Source organism: Nitrososphaera viennensis EN76 (assembly GCF_000698785.1).
In the GTDB taxonomy this organism is placed as follows: Archaea; Thermoproteota; Nitrososphaeria; order Nitrososphaerales; family Nitrososphaeraceae; genus Nitrososphaera; species Nitrososphaera viennensis.
The window spans coordinates 395,283-413,016 of record NZ_CP007536.1 but is presented as its reverse complement, the minus strand read 5'-3'; the positions used below and the strand labels follow the sequence as shown (position 1 = coordinate 413,016).

28 protein-coding genes and 1 tRNA gene are annotated in these 17,734 nt (G+C 53.0%); 20 read left to right on the top strand and 9 right to left on the bottom strand.

Annotation, left to right across the window (positions count from 1 at the left end; genetic code table 11):
* Position 1: 1 nt before the first annotated feature.
* The 14 genes from NVIE_RS02485 (at position 2) to NVIE_RS02420 (ending at position 5,983) form a co-directional block, all read left to right on the top strand.
* Complete coding sequence (locus NVIE_RS02485) at positions 2–475, top strand: 50S ribosomal protein L22 (RefSeq protein ID WP_075055949.1); 474 nt, start codon at positions 2–4, stop codon at positions 473–475.
* A complete protein-coding gene (locus NVIE_RS02480; protein WP_227717444.1) occupies positions 472–1,170 on the top strand; it encodes a 30S ribosomal protein S3 in 699 nt (232 codons plus the stop codon). The genes NVIE_RS02485 and NVIE_RS02480 overlap by 4 nt, the downstream gene beginning before the upstream one ends.
* Positions 1,157–1,366, top strand: coding sequence for a 50S ribosomal protein L29 (rpmC, locus tag NVIE_RS02475; RefSeq protein WP_075053868.1), 210 nt, complete (start codon positions 1,157–1,159; stop codon positions 1,364–1,366). The genes NVIE_RS02480 and rpmC overlap by 14 nt, the downstream gene beginning before the upstream one ends.
* A gap of 1 nt (position 1,367) precedes the next feature.
* Positions 1,368–1,634, top strand: coding sequence for a ribonuclease P protein component 1 (locus tag NVIE_RS02470; protein ID WP_075053867.1), 267 nt, complete (start codon positions 1,368–1,370; stop codon positions 1,632–1,634).
* A 15-nt stretch (positions 1,635–1,649) separates the two neighbouring features.
* Entirely contained in the window at positions 1,650–1,991 is a 342-nt protein-coding gene (locus tag NVIE_RS02465) for a 30S ribosomal protein S17 (RefSeq protein WP_075053866.1), read from the top strand.
* A complete protein-coding gene (locus tag NVIE_RS02460; RefSeq protein ID WP_075053865.1) occupies positions 1,975–2,415 on the top strand; it encodes a 50S ribosomal protein L14 in 441 nt (146 codons plus the stop codon). Before NVIE_RS02465 ends, NVIE_RS02460 begins: the two co-directional genes overlap by 17 nt.
* Positions 2,416–2,431: 16 nt before the next feature.
* On the top strand, positions 2,432–2,881 hold the full coding sequence (gene rplX / locus NVIE_RS02455) for a 50S ribosomal protein L24 (RefSeq protein ID WP_075053864.1): 450 nt from the start codon (positions 2,432–2,434) through the stop codon (positions 2,879–2,881).
* Entirely contained in the window at positions 2,881–3,594 is a 714-nt protein-coding gene (locus NVIE_RS02450; RefSeq protein ID WP_075053863.1) for a 30S ribosomal protein S4e, read from the top strand. Before rplX ends, NVIE_RS02450 begins: the two co-directional genes overlap by 1 nt.
* 5 nt (positions 3,595–3,599) lie before the next feature.
* A complete protein-coding gene (locus tag NVIE_RS02445) occupies positions 3,600–4,121 on the top strand; it encodes a 50S ribosomal protein L5 (RefSeq protein WP_075053862.1) in 522 nt (173 codons plus the stop codon).
* Between the two features lie 5 nt (positions 4,122–4,126).
* Positions 4,127–4,306 carry a 30S ribosomal protein S14 gene (locus tag NVIE_RS02440; RefSeq protein WP_075053861.1) on the top strand — a complete coding sequence of 60 codons (180 nt, stop codon included), beginning with the start codon at positions 4,127–4,129 and terminating at the stop codon, positions 4,304–4,306.
* An 11-nt stretch (positions 4,307–4,317) separates the two neighbouring features.
* Positions 4,318–4,710, top strand: a complete 393-nt coding sequence (locus NVIE_RS02435) for a 30S ribosomal protein S8 (protein ID WP_075053860.1) — start codon at positions 4,318–4,320, stop codon at positions 4,708–4,710.
* Positions 4,694–5,257 (top strand): 50S ribosomal protein L6, encoded by a 564-nt coding sequence (locus NVIE_RS02430; RefSeq protein WP_227717443.1) that lies wholly within the window; start codon positions 4,694–4,696, stop codon positions 5,255–5,257. Before NVIE_RS02435 ends, NVIE_RS02430 begins: the two co-directional genes overlap by 17 nt.
* 88 nt (positions 5,258–5,345) lie before the next feature.
* Positions 5,346–5,455 (top strand) — tRNA-Asn (locus NVIE_RS02425).
* A 72-nt stretch (positions 5,456–5,527) separates the two neighbouring features.
* The gene (locus NVIE_RS02420; protein WP_084790582.1) at positions 5,528–5,983 is read left to right on the top strand and encodes a hypothetical protein; all 456 of its coding nucleotides are present in this window, start codon (positions 5,528–5,530) and stop codon (positions 5,981–5,983) included.
* A gap of 27 nt (positions 5,984–6,010) precedes the next feature.
* Here the strand turns inward: NVIE_RS02420 and NVIE_RS02415 are convergent, their stop codons facing one another.
* From NVIE_RS02415 to NVIE_RS02390, 6 genes are all read right to left on the bottom strand, one after another.
* Positions 6,011–6,397: a hypothetical protein gene (locus NVIE_RS02415; protein WP_227717442.1), complete on the bottom strand. Its 387-nt coding sequence runs from the start codon at positions 6,395–6,397 to the stop codon at positions 6,011–6,013.
* Positions 6,398–6,411: 14 nt separating this feature from the next.
* Positions 6,412–6,735, bottom strand: a complete 324-nt coding sequence (locus tag NVIE_RS02410; protein WP_075053858.1) for a Zn-ribbon domain-containing OB-fold protein — start codon at positions 6,733–6,735, stop codon at positions 6,412–6,414.
* Positions 6,736–6,751: 16 nt separating this feature from the next.
* On the bottom strand, positions 6,752–7,849 hold the full coding sequence (locus NVIE_RS02405) for a thiolase family protein (protein ID WP_075053857.1): 1,098 nt from the start codon (positions 7,847–7,849) through the stop codon (positions 6,752–6,754).
* A gap of 1 nt (position 7,850) precedes the next feature.
* A complete protein-coding gene (locus NVIE_RS02400) occupies positions 7,851–8,825 on the bottom strand; it encodes an LLM class flavin-dependent oxidoreductase (RefSeq protein ID WP_084790580.1) in 975 nt (324 codons plus the stop codon).
* Positions 8,822–9,508 (bottom strand): nucleotidyltransferase family protein, encoded by a 687-nt coding sequence (locus NVIE_RS02395; RefSeq protein WP_075055945.1) that lies wholly within the window; start codon positions 9,506–9,508, stop codon positions 8,822–8,824. Before NVIE_RS02395 ends, NVIE_RS02400 begins: the two co-directional genes overlap by 4 nt.
* Before the next feature lie 166 nt (positions 9,509–9,674).
* Complete coding sequence (locus tag NVIE_RS02390) at positions 9,675–10,097, bottom strand: hypothetical protein (protein WP_075053855.1); 423 nt, start codon at positions 10,095–10,097, stop codon at positions 9,675–9,677.
* 56 nt (positions 10,098–10,153) lie between these two features.
* Between NVIE_RS02390 and NVIE_RS02385 the strand changes: the two genes are divergently transcribed.
* Positions 10,154–10,696: a hypothetical protein gene (locus tag NVIE_RS02385; RefSeq protein WP_075053854.1), complete on the top strand. Its 543-nt coding sequence runs from the start codon at positions 10,154–10,156 to the stop codon at positions 10,694–10,696.
* On the opposite strand, the gene bioD is transcribed toward NVIE_RS02385, so the two are convergent.
* Positions 10,693–11,391, bottom strand: a complete 699-nt coding sequence (gene bioD / locus NVIE_RS02380; protein WP_075053853.1) for a dethiobiotin synthase — start codon at positions 11,389–11,391, stop codon at positions 10,693–10,695. The two genes, NVIE_RS02385 and bioD, sit on opposite strands and share 4 nt — an antisense overlap.
* A gap of 40 nt (positions 11,392–11,431) precedes the next feature.
* Between bioD and bioA the strand changes: the two genes are divergently transcribed.
* Positions 11,432–12,787, top strand: a complete 1,356-nt coding sequence (gene bioA, locus NVIE_RS02375) for an adenosylmethionine--8-amino-7-oxononanoate transaminase (RefSeq protein WP_075053852.1) — start codon at positions 11,432–11,434, stop codon at positions 12,785–12,787.
* Position 12,788: 1 nt separating this feature from the next.
* Here bioA and NVIE_RS02370 read toward each other — a convergent pair whose 3' ends face one another.
* Entirely contained in the window at positions 12,789–13,391 is a 603-nt protein-coding gene (locus tag NVIE_RS02370) for a recombinase family protein (protein WP_075053851.1), read from the bottom strand.
* 385 nt (positions 13,392–13,776) lie between these two features.
* Here NVIE_RS02370 and NVIE_RS02360 point away from each other — a divergent pair, with 385 nt between their 5' ends.
* The 4 genes from NVIE_RS02360 (at position 13,777) to NVIE_RS02345 (ending at position 16,944) form a co-directional block, all read left to right on the top strand.
* On the top strand, positions 13,777–14,244 hold the full coding sequence (locus tag NVIE_RS02360) for a cupin domain-containing protein (protein WP_144239432.1): 468 nt from the start codon (positions 13,777–13,779) through the stop codon (positions 14,242–14,244).
* 180 nt (positions 14,245–14,424) lie between these two features.
* Positions 14,425–15,402 carry a biotin synthase BioB gene (gene bioB / locus NVIE_RS02355; RefSeq protein WP_075053848.1) on the top strand — a complete coding sequence of 326 codons (978 nt, stop codon included), beginning with the start codon at positions 14,425–14,427 and terminating at the stop codon, positions 15,400–15,402.
* A complete protein-coding gene (locus tag NVIE_RS02350; RefSeq protein WP_075053847.1) occupies positions 15,383–16,549 on the top strand; it encodes an aminotransferase class I/II-fold pyridoxal phosphate-dependent enzyme in 1,167 nt (388 codons plus the stop codon). Before bioB ends, NVIE_RS02350 begins: the two co-directional genes overlap by 20 nt.
* 62 nt (positions 16,550–16,611) lie before the next feature.
* Complete coding sequence (locus tag NVIE_RS02345) at positions 16,612–16,944, top strand: hypothetical protein (protein ID WP_075053846.1); 333 nt, start codon at positions 16,612–16,614, stop codon at positions 16,942–16,944.
* A gap of 30 nt (positions 16,945–16,974) precedes the next feature.
* On the opposite strand, the gene NVIE_RS02340 is transcribed toward NVIE_RS02345, so the two are convergent.
* Entirely contained in the window at positions 16,975–17,625 is a 651-nt protein-coding gene (locus NVIE_RS02340) for a Snf7 family protein (RefSeq protein ID WP_075055944.1), read from the bottom strand.
* Positions 17,626–17,734 lie beyond the last annotated feature (109 nt).

Sequence of the window (17,734 nt, the reverse complement as noted above, 5' to 3'; positions counted from 1 at the left end):
TATGCCACAATTCTCTTATTCTTTCCAAAACTTTGACAAGGCCCGCCACGTGCGTGCCGCGGTCCGCGAAAAGAGCATTTCTCACAAGCACTCGCGCGAGATCGCAGTCGCCATCAAGGGCATGTCCATCGAAAAGGCCCGCGAGTTCCTCGAAAACGTCGTGGCCAAAAAGGTTGCCGTGCCATACCGCAGGTACCACAACGAAGTCGCGCACAGGACAAACATCCGCGACGGCTTTGCAGCAGGCAGGTTCCCGCAAAAGGCGGCAAACGAGTTCCTCAGGCTTCTTGACAACCTTGAGTCAAACGCAGAGTACAAGGGCATGGACCTTGACCGCCTCCGCATAGTGAGCGCAGTCGTCCACAAGGGGACAAAGCTAAAGCGCTTCACCCCAAGGGCGATGGGCAGGTCAAGCCCCAAGGTCGACACGCTCGTGCATGTCGAGCTTGTAGCACAGGAGGTCTCATCAGAATGAGCGCAGTAAAGAACGTAATGAAGAACACGTACCGCAACATGGAAATCGACGAGTTCCTCAGGAGCGAGCTCAAGGACGCCGGCTATGGCGGAGTCGAGATCCAGAAAACGCCAGTCGGCGCGAGGATAACCGTCTTTGTGACAAGGCCAGGCCTTGTAATCGGCCGCAAGGGAACGGGCATCAAGGACCTTATGGCCAAGATAGAGCAAAAGTTCGGTTTTCCAAACCCGCAGATTTCAGTACTTGAAGTAACAAATCCCGAGCTGAACCCGAACATCATGTGCAACAGGATTGCACAATTGATCGAGCGCGGAACGGCTTTCAGGCGCGCATCAATGTGGGCACTCAACACGATAATGAGCCAAGGAGCACTCGGCGTGGAAGTGACCATTTCAGGCAAGCTGCGCACAGAGCGCGCCCACTTTGAAAAGCACACTGTGGGCGTGGTGCCAAAGAGCGGCGACGTCGCAGGCAAGATTGTCCAGACAGGCGTCTCATCCGTGCTTACAAAGATGGGCCTTATGGGCATACAGCTGCGCATCGCATCAAAGGCAGAGCTACCGCAAGAATTCCAGATGGTCGAAGGCGGAGCACAAGCGGCACAGCAGCCAGCGCAAGAACCGGCCGCAGAAAGAGGGGCGGAGGGAGAAGCAGTAGCGGCGCAAACAGGAGCGGAGACAAATGGCCAGGCTTAAGCTAAAGACCCTTCGCGAAATGAACGACACGGACCTTTCGCAAAAGCTTGCAGAGATGAAGGCAGACCTTGCAAAGGTCAGGTCGGAGCAGACAAAAGGCACGCTGAAAAAACACTCGGGCGAGATAAGGTACATGAGGCGCGACATTGCGCGCGTACTCACGATACTCAACGAAAGGAAGGCCAAGGCGCAGTAGTATGATAACCGCGACAAACATTCTTGCGCACGAGCTCATCGGCCTTGACGCAAAAATAATTGAAACAACAAACGCTGCGCTCTCAGGCCTAGCAGGCACCATCGTTTTTGAAACGAAAAACACGCTTGCAATAAGGTCCGGCAGCGCGACAAAAATAATTCCAAAAGCAGCAGCGAAAAAAATCAAAATCGCAACTCAAAATGGCGCTTGCTTTATAAGTGGTTCTTCGATGATAGCAAGGCCAGAGGATCGTATATCGCGATTATAATAGAGTGATATAGAAATGGTAAGAAACATTGGTGTTTCAGTCATTGCCCCCCGCAAGACGTGCGAGGACGAGCTCTGCCCGTTCCACGGCACGCTCCCGGTGAGAGGCAAACTGCTGACAGGCATCGTGGCAAGCGCCAAGGCCAAGAAGATGGTCGTGGTCACGCAAGAGTACCCGAGGCCAGTGCAAAAATACAAGAGATACGAGAGGTCCAGATCCAAGGTCCACGCGTACCTCCCGACCTGCATGGACGTAAAGGAGGGCGACGAGGTCAAGATCGCAGAGTGCAGGCCACTTTCAAAGACGGTTTCGTTCGTAGTGATCGAGGTGAACACAAAGGATGGCGGCAGGAGCTAAGTCAAGAGCAGTTTCAGCCAAGGGCGTAGAAGAATTCCGCCCGTACATCACAAGGGCCCTGCCGGTGACTGCAGAGCTTGTATGCGCTGACAATACAGGTGCAAAGGTGCTGCGCATCGCGCAAGTCACAAGGTACAAGGGCAGGCACTCGCGCCAGCCGGCGGCAGCAGTCGGAGACTTTGTCACAGTTACAGTGAAAAAGGGCCCGGCGGAGCTTCGCAAGCAGATTTTCGGCGCAGTGATCGTAAGGCAAAAGTACCCGATACGCAGGCCAAACGGAATTCGCGTCGCGTTTGAAGACAACGCCGCGGTGCTCGTGACTCCAGAAGGCGAGATCAAGGGAACAGACATCAAGGGCCCAGTCGCAAGCGAGGCGGCAGAAAAGTGGCCAAGGATTGCAAACCTCGCGGGAATGATAGTCTAGAGGTGTTTTATTAGAGATGACAATACATCCAAAACTCTTGCACGTTCCAAAGCACCAGCGCGACAACATGGTCGGCGCGACCTTGTCTGACAGCCTGCGCCAGCAGTACAAGAGGCGCAGCGCACGCGTAATCAAGGGCGATTCGGTCAAGGTCATGCGCGGCGAGTACAAGGGAGTAGAGGGCAAGGTCGACAAGGTCAACACAATCGAAGGCACCCTCGAGATAGAAGGCATCCAGCGCGAAAAGGTGCGCGGAGGCCAGGTCAAGGTCCCGATCCACGCTTCAAACGTCATGATAACAGGGCTCAAGACGGACGACAAGTACAGGTCGGCAATGCTCAGCGGCCAAAAGCAGCAGGCAGCGCCAAAGAAGGAAAAGAAAGCAGAGGCAAAGCCCGAAGCTGAAGCAAAGCCAAAGGCTGCCAAGGCAGCAAAAAAGGAGAAGAAAGAGGAGGAGACTAGCTAATGGGAAAGAAAGGTGGAGCAACTAGAGTAAAGAGACAGATGGCGCCGACCTTCTGGAACATCAGAAGGAAGGAAAGCCAGTTCGTCATGAGGGTCAAGCCGGGACCGCACCCGAAGAATAGCGCGTATCCGCTCGGCATGGTCCTGCGCGACGCAGTCAAGGTGACGCACACAGCCAAGGAATCGCAGTTGATACTCAACGAAGGCAAGGTCAAGGTCGACGGCATCGTAAGGCGCGACCCGAACCTGGCAGTTGGCCTGATGGACGTGGTAGAGCTTGCAAACGGCCAAGCATACCGCCTCGTTCCCAAGGACTCTGAACTACTCGCGCCAGTGGCAGTGGAGGACGCGGAAAAGGCAGTAAAGCTAGCCAAGATAACAAGCAAGGTCACAACCAAGGGCAAGAAACTACAGTACGGCTTCCACGACGGCAAGACGCTCATCACCGATGCCAAGATGAAGGTCGGAGACACGTGCCTGCTCGAACTTCCAGGCGCAAAAGTAAAGGATCACATCAAGTTTGAAAAGGGCGCGACGGCACTCATCATCACGGGCGAAAACGCAGGCAATGTAGGCAAGATAGAGGATTTCCGTGAAGGACTCTTCTCGCTTCCAACCCGCGCATTCGTGTCGTTTGGCGACAAGACGGTAGAGCTCCCGGTGGAAATGGTCATGGTTGTTGGCAAGGACAAGCCAGTGATAAAGGTGAACTAGATAGAATGAGCCAAGTTATGGAAAGCAGCATGAAGAGGATTGCGGTCGACAAGGTGGTCATCAACATCGGAGTCGGCAAATCCGGCGAGCCGATGGAAAAGGCCAAGAAAGCGCTCACTGAACTGACGGGCCACCAGCCGGCGATAAGGGGTGCAAAAAAGACAGTGCGCGACTTTGGCATCCACCAGGGCGAGCCGATTGGTGCGATGGTGACGCTGAGGCGCGAAGAAGCAATCGAGTTCCTAAAGCGCGTCATTGCAGCGAAAAAGAACGTGCTAAAAGAATCTTCGTTTGACAATTTCGGCAACCTTTCAATAGGCATCCACGAGCACATCGACATCCCCGGCACGAAATACAACCCGGAGATCGGCATCTTTGGCATGGACGTGAACATCGTCCTCGTGAGGCCAGGATACAGGATTGCGCGCAAGAGCAGAAAACGCGCCAAGGTTGGCAGGAGCCACAGGATAACCAAGGATGACGCGATTGCATACTTTAAGGAACAGTATGGAGCGGAGGTACAGTAATCACCATGCCTAAACCAAGAGAATACGCGACAACGGGCCGCAAGCAGCTTGCGCACGGAAGAGGAGTGCGCTGGTGCAAAAGGTGCGGTTCATATAACGGACTCATCAGAAAATACAACCTGATGCTTTGCAGACAGTGCTTCAGGGAAGTGGCTGAGAGCCTGGGATTCAAGAAATTCGAGTAGGTGTTGAATAGATGCCAGCGCTAAACATTCTGTCAAACATGTTCACCACCATCTACAACAACGAGACCAGGAGAAAGAGGGAATGCATCGTGCTTCCATCGTCCAAGTTCGCAAGTGAGGTGCTTCGCGTTATGCAAAAGCACCGCTACATCGGCGAATTCGAGCAGGTAGACGACGGCAGGGCAGGCAAGTTCCGCATACAATTACTGGCCAAGATAAACAAGTGTGGCATTATCACGCCGCGCTTTTCCGTGAAAAAGGACGCGTACTTTAACTGGGAGAGGCAGTTTTTGCCGGCCTACAGCATGGGCATACTGCTCGTCTCGACCAGCAAGGGCATCATGTCCCACCACGAGGCGCAGGCACAGGGATTAGGAGGAGTTCTCGTTGGCTACGTCTACTGAGCAAGCACCAGCAGAGATAATGGCAGAAGTCGCCATACCTGCAAGCGTCAAGGTGACAAAGGAAGGAAGCTTCCTTGCAGTCAAGGGCAAGCTCGGCACGGTCAAGAAGGATTTCTTGAAGCTCCCTGCCACGGTAACAGTAGAGGGCAACAAGGTCGTTATCAAGCCGTACGGCACGAGAAAGCGCGACCTTGCAGTGACCAACACCGCAAGGAGCATCGTGACAAGCATGGTAAAAGGCGTCGAAAAGGGCTACACTTACAAGGTCAAGATCATCTTTGCGCACTTTCCAATTGCAGTGAAGGTAAAGGGCAAAGAGGTCCACGTAGAGAACTTTTTCGGCGAGCGCTCTGCCCGCATTGCCAGGATCCAGGGCGACGCGACCAAGGTAGAGGTCCAGGGCGAGGACGTCGTCGTAAAGGGCCCAAGCCTTGAAGATGTCTCGCAGACGGCCGCAAACATCGAGCAGTCTACAAAGATAAAGGACAAAGACCAGCGTGTCTTCCTCGACGGGCTATACGTCTACTCCCGTGAAGAAGGCATGTAAGGTTTTTCCCCCACTTTTCTTGACGCAATTTTTGCAAAACGATCCTCTCAAAACATTTATTTTGTGCATGGAATTTGCGTATACTTGCGCCGCTGTAGCTCAGCATGGTAGAGCAAATTCAAAGCGCAATATTGTGCTTCGGAGCTTAACTGGCTGTTAACCAGTGGGTCACCAGTTCGAGTCTGGTCAGCGGCGCCATGTATAATTTCTCTACGATAGCTTTATAGCATTTCAGAGTAGCTCCACCTCATCATTACGTGAACACCCGAGTTGTCCAAAGATAACGAGCAGGCAGGCAGCAGCAACGACAAGATAGAGGAGCAGCTGAAGGGAAAGACTCTGCAGGTGTACATGTACATGATAAAGCGAAAAGAGCCGGTAGGGGTGCGCGAGGTGCAGCGCGACCTCTACTTTTCAAGCCCAAGCGTTGCAAACTATCACATCGACAAGCTAGTGCAGCTTGCACTCGTGGGCCAGGACGAGTACGGCCGGTACTATATCATCCAGAAGGTGCAGGTAGGGGTGCTGCAGGCGTTTGTCAACATTGGCGGGCTTGCGGTGCCGAGGCTGTCGTTCTTTGCGGCATTTTTTACGACGATGCTCATTGCGTACGTCGTCCTGAATTTTGACAACCTGGATGTGTTTGCCATAGGCTTTGCAGTGGCCGGCGCCGTAGCCTTTTGGGTAGAAACGTTAAGGGTGTGGATAAAGCGCCCTATTTCATAATTCGAGTTTTGAAATATCTCCGTCTGTCTATCCGATCGGAACGATGTCCAGCGCTATTGCGTCTGCAAGGAGGTCAAGATGCTTGCTTGCGACCACGTAGCCATTCTTGATGTCAGTCGACGCGACCCACCTGTTCGTGGAACTGAAGAGGCGCTCTTTTTTCATCCTCTTTTCAACCTCTTCGACGTTGAGCTCCCTTTCTTCCACTTCCTGGGTCTCGGTGTGCTTTATCGTAAGCAGGATCTTTCTGACGAGGACCCTGTTGCCAAAGCGCCGGGAAAAGTCTCTTGCGCCTTCGTCGATTTCGACGAGTTTTATCTTGATCTGAAAACGGTTGAGGGCATCCCTGCTTGTCAGGACCCTCTCATCAACGAACCTGTCATAACTCATGAGCCTGTTCCTGTTCTCTCTCAATCATTAATAAGCATTCATTTTGTTGTTGCTGGAGTAAAGTGGTAAAACGGCGCGCCTTCTACGTTCACGCCGCAACTGTCCATCTTGACCTTCATGCCCTTGCGCAGCTTGCCGTCATCGTCAAGCGAGCCAACGAGCCTAAAGCCGTCCATTTCTATGATGCCAAAGACGCCTTCGTGGCCCCGGACGTACGAGTTTGAAAACTCTACCAGCGTTCCTGTTTTTTCAACTTTTTTCAGCACAGTCCTGCCAAAGCATTTCGGGCAGGCAGGCGACGGCGGCCAGGCCTTTTTCCCGCATAATGTGCATACTGGCACCATAAATTCCCCTTTTTTCAAGTGTTCGATAAAAAGACTAGGTACCAAGCACCATCACCGTCGCTGACGAGCCGGCGGCAGCAAGGTTGTGCACGAGGCCAGTCTTGCAGTCTTTGACCTGCCTTTTTCCGGCCTTGCCGGACAGTTGCAGAGTTATCTCGGCGACCTGCGCCACGCCGGTGGCGCCCACGGGGTGGCCGCACCCGAGTATCCCGCCGCGTGGGTTTATCGCGATTTCCTGCTGCTGTTGCTCAGCGAACTTGCCCCCCTTGCCCTTTTGCGCAAAGCAGAGGTCCTCGTACGCCATTATCTCAAGGATTGTAAAAGCGTCATGCAGCTCGGCGACATCCACCTGGGATGGCTTGACATTGGCCATTTCGTATGCGTCATGCGCAGCCCGCCTGGCGGTTTGAAGCGCGGTCAGGTCATCCATGCTTGCAAAGCTGGCGCCGTTTGTTTGCTGGCCTATGCCCTTTATCCACACAGGGCTGTTTTCATTTTTCTTTGCCCTTTGCTCAGAGAGCAGGAGCACGGCAGAGGCGCCGTCGCACGGCGCCGAGCAGTCGAGCAGCTTTACCGGCTCGGCTATCATTTTTGACTCCATCACCTCTTTTAGTGTCACAGGCTTTTGAAAGAGCGCGTTCTTGTTTTTTGCAGCGTTTTTGTGGTTCTTTACTGACACCTGGGCCATCTGCTCCTCCGTGGTTCCAAATCGCCTCATGTGCGAACGCGCAAACATTGATGCCCAGTGGACTGGAAAGTTGAACGAACCCCGGGTGACGTCCCAGACAAGCCTGTTTCCCTCGCTGTGTGTTTTTTCCGCGCCGACGACAAGTGCAGAGTCGCACAGGCCAGACGCGATAAGCGAATACGCGGTAGCAATAGCGTTTGTCCCGGAATTGCAGAGGTTGTCGACTCGCTGCGACATCTTGGGTTTTATCCCGAGCATTTCAGAAATTATTGTCGAGCCGTACTGCTCTGTTGCGCACGTCGAGAAGAGCACGGCGTCGACATCCTTGCTGCCGTGGCTTTTTAAAATCTCGATGCAGGGCTCGCGCGCGATGTCAAAAATCGACCTCTCGGTTGCTTTTGTGAACTTTGAAGTTGCTGCAGCCGAGATAGCTACCTTGCGCACTTTAAAAGGTTGACAACAATTCCCTAAATGAACTTTCTGCTCTCTCTACAGGGTTGAACTGCAAAATTGGCAGGGTGACACCAGAATCAGAAAACCGCAAAAGCGCCTTTCTGCAGTCTTGTTTTGTGCCGCAGACCGTCAGCGCCTCAAGCATCTCTGGCGAGACCTGTTTTGCGGCCGCGTCGCCACCGCTCTCTTGATATTCGGCTGAAATGCGAGACACTTCGTCGCTATAGCCGTTTTCCGCAAGGAACCTGCTGTAATACTTGCCGACTGCAACATAGAATGCAAGGGTCTTTGCTGCCCGCGCCCTGGCTTTTTCCGGCTCTTTGTCCGACACGGCGCAGATGAGCGAGAGCGCGACTTCAAAGTTGTCCGCGGCGGCCCTTGCCTTTAGCTCGGGCACTGTTTTTTCCAGCTCTTCAAGGGGGCGCATGTAAAGGATCACGCCGTCTGCCTTTTCCGCGGCAAGCGCAAGCATGCGCCTGTTGACGGCCGCAAGAAAAATAGGGACATGCTTTCTAGGAGGCGCGTTTAGCATCTTGAAATTGTTTATCTTGAAAAACTCGCCGGAATAGCTGACCTTCTCGCCAGAAGTCATGAGCCGGATGCATTCGACGTATTCCTTCATTCGAGAAGCGGGCTTCTCAAACTCTGCCCCGTGCCAGTTCTCGACGATGGCTTCCGTGCTCGTGCCAAGGCCGATGACTGTCCTGTTCCCAGAGATCATGTCAAGCGTGGCTGCGCCCATCGCTATTGTGGCAGGCGTCCTTGAGAAAATGCTGACTATTGAGGTGCCAAGCCTTACCCTTTTCGTAGCCTGCGCCACGGCTCCAAGCGTTGAAAACGACTCGCGGCCCCACGATTCCGGGACCCATACCGAGTCGACGTTATTCTGCTCATCTGCAAGGCTTGCGCACCGGAGCACATCCTCCATTGAAAGGAGCGGCCCGAGGCTGTACCCGATCTTCATCATGAGATGTTTGCAGCCTGCATTTCCCTTGCGGCTTCTTCGATGTCCTTGTGTGAATCAATGGAACGCCAAAAAACATTGTCGTAGGTGGTTGCCCTGAGTTTCCCTTCCTTTGCCAGTGCAGGCAGGGCGGTCATCTCTATGTTGCCGTTTTCGGGCAGGTACGAAAACACCTCGCTCGTGAAATGGTAGACTCCTGCGTTTATCCACCTGTCCTTTATCCGGGGCTTTTCCACGAACCCGAGCACCTTGTTTGACTTGTCCACCTCGACTACGCCGTACGGGCTGCGCAGCGGCACAAGTGCAAGCGAGTGCGCCGCCCCGCCATCGCGCAACTTTGAAGGATCAAGGTTTGAGAGTATGTCGCCGTTTAGCATGAAAAACTCGCTCTGGCCGGAAAGAAGACCCTCTGCATTCTTTAGAGCGCCTCCGGTCCCAAGTGGCTCTTCCTCGACAGCATAGCCCACCCTGACGCCAAGCCTGCTCCCGCTCCCGATGTGGTTTATTATCTGTTCTTTCAGGTAGCCGACGCAGATTATGAACTCCTTTATGCCGTTTCCGGCCAGCCACTTTATCTGCCACTCGATTATCGGGAGGTTTGACACCTCGATCATGGGCTTTGGTATCTGGTCTGTCAATGGCTTCAGACGCTTGCCAAAGCCGCCTGCAAGGATTACTGCTTTCATAGCCCAGAATTCCTGTACAATCGTATAAAATGTTATCATCCAGGCTGCGTCAGGAGCCAGTGTATTTCCTGGTAGCATTCGGTACACATTTCCTTGCCATCTGTGTGCACGCAAGAGTACGTCCTGTCAGCGTGCGAGTTGCAGCGCGCGCAGACAGGCAACAAAACTATCTCGAGGCCTGCGGCTTGCTCGCGATGCGCCTGTCGCCTGCAGCCTTCCAGGCGCCAAGGCCCACCAGGATTGCGCCCATGCCAATAGTGCTACCGATTGTGCGCATTGCGCCTGACGAGTTCTCGGAGGCAAGCGCGCCCTGCGCAATGAGGGCAAGCATGCCGGCGATTATCAGGCCGCCGTTGACAAAGAGCAGCGCCATGACCGCCCTTGACGGTTCTTTTCTTGCAATGACAAAAGCAATTATCGACATTATTACAGCGCCTCCTCCAAACCCGCTGCCCCTCACTGACTCGTCAAACGGGAGAAATCCCCGGCGGTCTGGGCTGGAACTAGCTACCGCGGCATCTGCACCGTATATTACCAAAAGCACCAGCGAAGCGACAAGCAGGCCGATTGCAATCTTGACCTTTGCCATTCTCTCTGTATTAAATGGCAATCAGATTTAATAAACGTACCCGGGTTTGCAAGGGTGTGCCCAAGGATATCAAAGAGGTCCTCTATGCAGTCATTGACGACATTGGCAGAGAAAGGATCCGCGCAGACGTCAGTTCCAATATTGAATCGTCAAGGAAATACTGCGCCGAAATAGTAGACAGGTGCACGCACGACCTTGGTGGCGAGGCAAACGACGACGAGGCGCTTGGAAACTTGTGCGAGGCGCTCTTGCATTTCATGCTCACCGCGTCGCTTTTGCCATCAGAAAGAAAAGTGACTGTGGATGGAACGGAGCTTGACGTGGTCGTGCCATCCGTAAAGAACCTTGCAAAAAGCCCTGACAAGACTCTTGTTATACAAGTGATAAAAGCAAATGCAGACATGGCAAGGATAAAGCAGGCGCAGGCAGTCCAAAAAAATATTGAAAATTTATGGATAATTTCTGCAAGAAAGGTTGATTATAAAGGCAGGAATTACCATCTTGGCAATGCAAAATTCCAATATTCATCGGTGGTTTCTGACATTCGCGCGTTCCTTGCGCGCAAGGGCGTCAGCAGCCTGAAAATGCTGCACGGCTAGGCAAGGACCTTTTCTGCAACGCTCGTTTTTTCAAGTAGCCTGCCTATCTCCTTGTAGTCAGGCTTGTTTTTCATCTCCGGCAGAACTGCAAGCACAGGCACACCTGCAAGCCGCTGCAGGACGCGTGGAACGTTCTTTTCTACCGCGCTCGGCTTTTTCGGCATCATGTTGACTACTATTCCCAGGATGTCGAGGCCAAATTCGCGGCAGACGCGTACAGTGAGAAGCGTGTGGTTCAGAGTGCCAAGGCGCGGGTGCGTCACTATCACCACAGGCAGGTCTACAAGCCGTACAAAATCTGCTACAAACTCGCGCTCTGTCAGGGGAACCATCAGGCCCCCGATGCCTTCAACCACCACAAACTGGTGCTTTATTCCAAGTTTTTTCAGCTGGAACAATGCGCCGTGGACGTCCGGCGGACTCTTGTTCAAGATCTGCGCGGCCATGAGCGGAGACGCAGGCACCCTGAAAAAGACAGGGTTCAATTCTTCATCAGTCTCGATGGCATTTGTGGCTTCGGCAAGGATAGCAGTGTCTTCTGACTTGAATTTCTTTGAAAAAGGCTTGCTGCCGGTCGCAAACGGCTTCATCGCGGCAACGTCTATGCCATTTTTCCTCAAGAGCCACGCGATGCCTGCCGCGACCGCGGTCTTGCCGACACCAGTGTCCGTGCCTGTCACAAACACGCCGCGCATGGAAATAATTAGATAGAGCAGGGGGTTGCATTTAACTACTATGAGCGGCCGTCCAAGCCTCAAAGACGCAGACAGAGACAGGAATTTTGTCTGGCACCCCTATACCCAGATGAAGGACTGGGAAAGGCAGGACAACAGGGTCATCGTGAGGGGCGAGGGCTTTTACCTAGTCGACGACAGGGGCCGGCGATACCTTGACGGGACTGCGAGCATGTGGTGCAACGTGTGGGGCCACGGGCAAAACGAGGTAGTCGAGGCGATGCGCGAGCAGTTGAAACACTTGCAGCATTCCACGCTGTTTGGCCTTGCAAGCGAGCCGTCCGCGCGCCTTGCAGAGCGGCTGATAAAACTGGCAAGGGGCAGTATGGACCGCGTATTTTACACTGACAATGGCTCGACGGCGATTGAAGCTGCGTTAAAGATGGCCCTGCAGTACTGGCAGAACCGCGGAAAGCCTGAAAAAAAGTTGTTCGTGTCGCTTGAGGGAGGATACCACGGCGACACGGTCGGCGCCATGTCTGTTGGATATATCGAGCAGTTCTTTGGCGCCTACAAGCCATTATTGGCCAAGGTAAGCAGGGTTCCAAGCCCTCTTTTCTACGGAAGCAAGTTCGAAAGCGTGCAAGACCTTGTCGAGCACTGCATGGAGCAGACAGAAAAGACACTGAAAAAACTGGACGGGAAATGCGCCGGCCTCGTCATGGAAAGCGGCGCCCAGATAGCAGGGGGCGTCGTCATCTACCCCCAGAAATACCAGCAGAAGATTTCAGAACTATGCAAAAAGTATGACACTCTTTTGATCCTTGACGAAATCGCGACTGGCTTTGGAAGGCTTGGCAACATGGTCGAATATTTGGCGCAAAATTCAAAACCCGACATTGTCTGCATGGGAAAGGCGCTTGCCGCCGGCTACTTTCCTCTTGCAGTCACGCTGGCGCATGAAAAGATCTATGACGCGTTCCTTGGCAGCTACGAGAAAAACAAGCATTTCTACCACGGCCACACGTTTACCGGCCACCCGGTGGGCTGCGCCGCCGCACTGGCAAACCTTGAACTTTACGAAAAACGCAACCTTATGCAACAGATTAAGAAAAATGCGCAGTACATCAAGCAGAGGCTTGGCGAATTCGAAGAAATTGGCGTTGTAGCAGACGTACGCCACAGTGGCATGCTGGCAGGAATAGAGCTTGCAAGAAACGGCAAACCACTCATGCACCTCAAGAGCAAGGAGCGCATCGACTATTTCGTGGCAAGGGAGTCGCTTGCAATGGGTGTGCATCTGCGCGCCCTGGGCAACGTCATGGTCGTCATCCCGCCCCTTGCAATCGGCCGAAACGACCTGGAAAAGATGATGGATGCCCACCTGGAACTGGCAAAAAAGGCGGAAAAGCTGTAGGCTATTTCTGGCTTATTTGGCGCAGTTCCTTGTAGAGCGTCGCTTTGGAAACGCCCAGTTCCCTTGCGATCCTTGCCTTTGAGCGGTTTTCTGCAAGCATCAGTATCAATCGATTCTTGTCGAGCACCTTTTGGGGCCTGCCTATGCTGCGGCCAGCGGCCCTTGCGCGCTCCATGCCGTCTTTTGTGCGCTGGACGAGCATCTCGCGCTCGCGCTCTGCCACCCAGGTCAGTATGCCTATCATCAATTTCCGTACGCTTGGCTCCGTCGTCTGCAGAAACGACTCGCGAGGCGAACAGGATAGCAGCGGCGCGTATTGCTCAATAGCCTTGATGGCGTCAAGGGTATCCCAGAAGGTCCTGCCAACCCGCGACAGCTCGTAAACAAGAACCGCATCGACCTGCGCGGTTTTGACCATTTCAATAAGGTCTGAAAACCCGCGCCTTTGGATCGCCGGAACCCTGCCGGAAACGGCCGAATCTTCGAAAAAGTCAAGGATCTGAAAGTTGTTGTCATTGGCCCATTTTTCCAGCGCCAGCTTTTGGTTCTGAACGGTCTGCTCTTCGGTGCTGACCCGCAGGTAGGCAAATGCGTACTTTTTCATGGCCTGTCTTGCCGGCCTAGCTTAACAGCAGGCTAGTCAAAAAAGTGCGATCAAGTGTTTAAAAACGGTAATGGCAGTTTCTAAACCATCTGTACACAAGTGCCGACAAAACAAGAGTAAAAAAATGGGCGTTCAAAAAGTGGCATGCAAGAAAGGTCCCTTTTTTGAACGGTTCCGAGCATATCGCCGCGATGACGATTTTCGGTTTTCTGCCAAAAGACCATTTCCACAAGCAAATTGTTAACTTCAAAAAATGCAAGGGCCATAACTGCCAGAAAATCGGCGTCAGACCCCCACCTAGAAAGGCCAGAAAAGCCGAATTGTTGCCAGATGTGCACAAGCAGGCTTGCACCTAGAAATATGGCCACAGGTTATAATACAAGGCATGGAAAGCGATATCGGCGGGTATGCCTTGAAAAACGGCGAAGGGACACATATCAACTTTCGCGGAACCAAGATAGTAGTAAAGGCCTCCGGCGAAAGGTCTGAAGGAGCATACACCCTGCTTGAAATGACCCATCAGCCAAATGTCGGACCCGCGCTCCACATCCATCCAAAAGCACCAGAAGAATACTATGTGCTTAAAGGTGAATACTCTATCAGGTACGGCGAAAAGACGGTTATTGCCAAAGCGGGAGATTTCATATTTATTCCAAAGGGAATGTCGCACAACTACCAGTCAGGCCCGGAAGGTGGCAAGGTCCTAGTCATATCCCCGGCAGGTCTTGAAAGGTATTTTGCAGGCGTGGCCGACGTGCTCAAAGAACGGCTAATAACGGGGGAGCTGGAACAAGAAATCGCCGGAAAATACGGTCAGGAATTCCTGGACGGGCTAAAGCACTGGGGACAATAAATTACCAAAACCGGCCTGCAAACCCCCCGCTGCAGGCGCCCAGAACCTGTCAGTTATTGATAGGCGATTTTGAGCACGATTTCAGGCAACATTTCTAAATTCGAGTTTTGAAATATTGACATTTTTTGGCTCAGTTGTAAACCAAACTTTTAATTACGAGTTTACAACATCGATTCCAAAATGTCCGACGCGGCTTTTATCAGGGCTTGCATGGAAAAAGTGCTTGCAGGCGGCAGGATAACAATCGACGAAGCCGAAAGGCTGCTTGCCACCGACGACGTCATGGCCCTTGCAGACTGCGCCAACACAATAACGCGCAGGTTCAACGGCGACGTCGTGGATGTTGAAGCCCTGATTAATGCAAAATCCGGCAGGTGCCCGGAGGACTGCAGTTTTTGCGCCCAGTCGACCTTTTACGAAACAGGCATCAACAAGTACCCGCTCCTGCCAAAAGAAACAATCGTGGAGCAGGCGGAAATTGCCAAGGCGGGAGGCGCCACCAATTTCTGCCTTGTCTGCGCGTACAGGTCGCCTCCGGAAAAGGATTTTGAGCAGATCTGCGAAACGATAACCGCGATAAAAGAGCGGGTGGGGACGGAGGTGAATGTCTCGCTTGGCTTTATGACCCTTGAAAGGGCAAGACGCCTGAAAGAACTTGGAGTAAAGCGCTACAACCACAACCTCGAAGCCTCGGAAAGTTATTTCTCCAAGATATGCACCACTCATGATTTTGCAGACCGCGTAAACACGGCAAGAATAGTGAAAGAAGCCGGCCTGGAACTGTGCTGCGGGGGAATCATCGGCATGGGCGAGACTCCGAGGCAGAGGCTAGAGCTTGCGTTTTCAATCGCGTCATTGGATCCTGATGAGGTGCCGATGAACATACTCATTGGCAGGGAAGGGACGCCATTTGCCGGCTACAAAGACCTCATCGAGCCAACTGATGCTATCAAGACGATAGCAGTGTGGCGTTTTATTATGCCCAAGACCATATTGAAAATAGCAGGCGGGCGCGAGGTCCACCTCAAGGACAAGGACAAGCTTGCGCTAAAGGCCGGCGCAAACGGCATCATCACCGGCGGCTACCTGACAACAGGCGGCAATGCGCCCAACAGGGACATCACGATGATAAAAGAGATTGGCCTCAAAGCAAAATAAGACTACTCTCTTTGTAGACGAAAAACTTCTCGCACTTGAAAAGGACGGCCTGTACCGCTCGCTAAAAACAGTGAGCGTGAGCGGGCCGCTTGCCACTGTCAATGGCAGAAAAGCAATTCACTTGTGCTCAAACGACTACCTCGGCCTGTCGCAGGACAAGAGAGTCGTACAAGCAGCGGTCAGAACATTGAGGCAGGTGTCGCAATGCAGCTCCCGGTTAATTGCAGGAAACGACCCTTTCATCACAAAGCTGGAAGACATGCTTGCAAGGCACAGGAGAACAGAGTCTGCACTTGTCTACCCGACAGGGTACGCGGCAAACCTGGGTGCAGTAACCGCGCTTGCCGACAAAAATACCACGATCTTCAGCGACGAGCTGAACCATGCGAGCATCATCGATGCCTGCAAGCTCTCCGGCGCCAGAATAGAGGTGTTTGCGCACAACGACACGGCCCACTTGGAAAATCTCGTCTCAAAGGCTGCTGGAAGGAAAATCGCGATAACAGAGGGCATTTTCAGCATGGACGGCGACTCGGCCGACATTGTTAAAATTTGCAGGATTGCAGAAAAGTACGACGCACTGACAATAGTGGACGACGCGCACGGCGACTTTATCTTTGGCCCGAAATTTGCAGGAGTCCCTGCCAAGTTTGGCGCCAAGGTCGACGTACACATCAGCAGCATGAGCAAGGGCCTCGGCTGCTTTGGCGGGTACGTGGCGACAAGCGCCAAGATCCGCGAGCTTTTGGTCAACACCTCAAGGCAGTTCATCTATACCTCCGCGCTTCCAGACTACCTCTGTGCAGCGGCAGTCGCCGCAGTCCCTCTGGCGAAAAGAGGCAACCTGCAAAAAAGGCTGTTTGAAAACATCAGGCAGTTTTCCAGCCAGTTGAAGAAGCATGGGTTTACCCTCGGCAACTCGTCAAGCCAGATAATGCCTGTCATGGTAGGAGACGAGAAAAAAGCGGTAACGTTCTCTGAGGAACTCTTGAAAAACGGCGTGTTTGCGCAGGCCGTGCGCTACCCGACGGTAAAGAGGGGCTCGGCGCGCCTGCGCGTTTCGCTCACGGCAATGCACGAAAAAATGCACATTGACGCAGCTACGGCTGCCTTTGAAAAAGCAGGCAGAAAGACAGGCATAATCTAGTATATTTCTAAATTCGAGTTTAGAAACAAAGTTAATTAACACCTGCCTGCAATAAAAGAACCATGCCTGCAAGGGAGTTTGCTTTTCGGGTAAAACTGACAGAGGAGCAGGGAAGGGAACTTGCGATGTACCTCAATTCGCTTCCGGCTGACGACGTGCTATTTGGCCTTCGCTTTGCGTACAAACGCTACATGGCTGCAAGCGGTGGTTATCTGATGCCGGGGAGAAAGAGCATGGTCAAGAGGGAGACGCACCTTCTCAGTGCCGACCAGGCCAAGTGGCGCCTCAACAACTGGAAGACGATGATACGCACGTACCGCGAAAAGGGCTACAGCTACCCGACGATATCAAGGATAAAAAAGCAACTGCAAAAAATCGCTGCGGGGAAAAAGTAAAGAAAAATGGAAGGAGAGAGTGGAGGCTTCTCAGTAGCCTGAAGCCTCTGCCGCGGATCTCTGCGAGCTGCTGGTCGAAGGAAGGTCGGGGAACTTGCTCTTCATGTTCATTTCCACGATCGCACTTGCTTCCTCCATTATCCTCGCAGTGTCGTCGTTGACTGCAGTGTATCCGCCTATCTCGGCTGACGGGATCTGTCCCGAGTCGGTCATGATGTTGCCAAGCAGGTCTGAAATCTGCGCAAAGGACTGGTCCGCCTCGGGCATCATGCCTGAAAGGCCGCCCTGGAGTCCCTTTATCACAGACATTGCGGGGCTCAGCGTCACCACGACGTCGCCGAGTTCTGTTATTGTGTTTAGCCTCAACTGGATCTGCTCAAGTGCAAGTTTTGCAGAGCTTATCATTTTGCCCATCTTGCGGATCTGAGAGAGCTCGCCTGAAAGCACGCGTGCGTGCTGGGCATCGTGGCTTTGCATCGCAAGGACGACGCGCTTGAAGATCACCTGATCCTTCTCGTTGATGCGCGAGTTTATCGCGTCCAGCTTTTGTATCTGCATCTGCAATTTCTTCTGTGCTTCTTCAATCCTCGGTTTTAGAGGAGTTTGTGGCTTGATTCCTTCGATCAGCTTGTGTCCTACGCTTTCTCCTTGTGGTTTTACCCATTTGTTACCAAACGACATCCTTACTATGATGGCACCTAGCAATGCTTTGCTGGCAATCGAGTAAAAGAGCGGCTGTACCGACGCCTGCTGTAACCGCGGTAACAAGGCTTGGCAGTTACACAATTTT

Bases quoted from the DNA above. Each gene is read 5' to 3' on its own strand.
- NVIE_RS02485 (WP_075055949.1), top strand. From the start codon at position 2: ATGCCACAATTCTCTTATTCTTTCCAAAACTTTGACAAGGCCCGCCAC.
- NVIE_RS02480 (WP_227717444.1), top strand. From the start codon at position 472: ATGAGCGCAGTAAAGAACGTAATGAAGAACACGTACCGCAACATGGAA.
- rpmC (WP_075053868.1), top strand. From the start codon at position 1,157: ATGGCCAGGCTTAAGCTAAAGACCCTTCGCGAAATGAACGACACGGAC.
- NVIE_RS02470 (WP_075053867.1), top strand. From the start codon at position 1,368: ATGATAACCGCGACAAACATTCTTGCGCACGAGCTCATCGGCCTTGAC.
- NVIE_RS02465 (WP_075053866.1), top strand. From the start codon at position 1,650: ATGGTAAGAAACATTGGTGTTTCAGTCATTGCCCCCCGCAAGACGTGC.
- NVIE_RS02460 (WP_075053865.1), top strand. From the start codon at position 1,975: ATGGCGGCAGGAGCTAAGTCAAGAGCAGTTTCAGCCAAGGGCGTAGAA.
- rplX (WP_075053864.1), top strand. From the start codon at position 2,432: ATGACAATACATCCAAAACTCTTGCACGTTCCAAAGCACCAGCGCGAC.
- NVIE_RS02450 (WP_075053863.1), top strand. From the start codon at position 2,881: ATGGGAAAGAAAGGTGGAGCAACTAGAGTAAAGAGACAGATGGCGCCG.
- NVIE_RS02445 (WP_075053862.1), top strand. From the start codon at position 3,600: ATGAGCCAAGTTATGGAAAGCAGCATGAAGAGGATTGCGGTCGACAAG.
- NVIE_RS02440 (WP_075053861.1), top strand. From the start codon at position 4,127: ATGCCTAAACCAAGAGAATACGCGACAACGGGCCGCAAGCAGCTTGCG.
- NVIE_RS02435 (WP_075053860.1), top strand. From the start codon at position 4,318: ATGCCAGCGCTAAACATTCTGTCAAACATGTTCACCACCATCTACAAC.
- NVIE_RS02400 (WP_084790580.1), bottom strand. From the start codon at position 8,825: ATGATGAAGATCGGGTACAGCCTCGGGCCGCTCCTTTCAATGGAGGAT.
- NVIE_RS02395 (WP_075055945.1), bottom strand. From the start codon at position 9,508: ATGAAAGCAGTAATCCTTGCAGGCGGCTTTGGCAAGCGTCTGAAGCCA.
- NVIE_RS02390 (WP_075053855.1), bottom strand. From the start codon at position 10,097: ATGGCAAAGGTCAAGATTGCAATCGGCCTGCTTGTCGCTTCGCTGGTG.
- bioD (WP_075053853.1), bottom strand. From the start codon at position 11,391: ATGCGCGGCGTGTTTGTGACAGGCACGGACACTGGTGTCGGCAAGACC.
- bioA (WP_075053852.1), top strand. From the start codon at position 11,432: ATGAGCGGCCGTCCAAGCCTCAAAGACGCAGACAGAGACAGGAATTTT.
- NVIE_RS02370 (WP_075053851.1), bottom strand. From the start codon at position 13,391: ATGAAAAAGTACGCATTTGCCTACCTGCGGGTCAGCACCGAAGAGCAG.
- NVIE_RS02360 (WP_144239432.1), top strand. From the start codon at position 13,777: ATGGAAAGCGATATCGGCGGGTATGCCTTGAAAAACGGCGAAGGGACA.
- bioB (WP_075053848.1), top strand. From the start codon at position 14,425: ATGTCCGACGCGGCTTTTATCAGGGCTTGCATGGAAAAAGTGCTTGCA.
- NVIE_RS02345 (WP_075053846.1), top strand. From the start codon at position 16,612: ATGCCTGCAAGGGAGTTTGCTTTTCGGGTAAAACTGACAGAGGAGCAG.
- NVIE_RS02340 (WP_075055944.1), bottom strand. From the start codon at position 17,625: ATGTCGTTTGGTAACAAATGGGTAAAACCACAAGGAGAAAGCGTAGGA.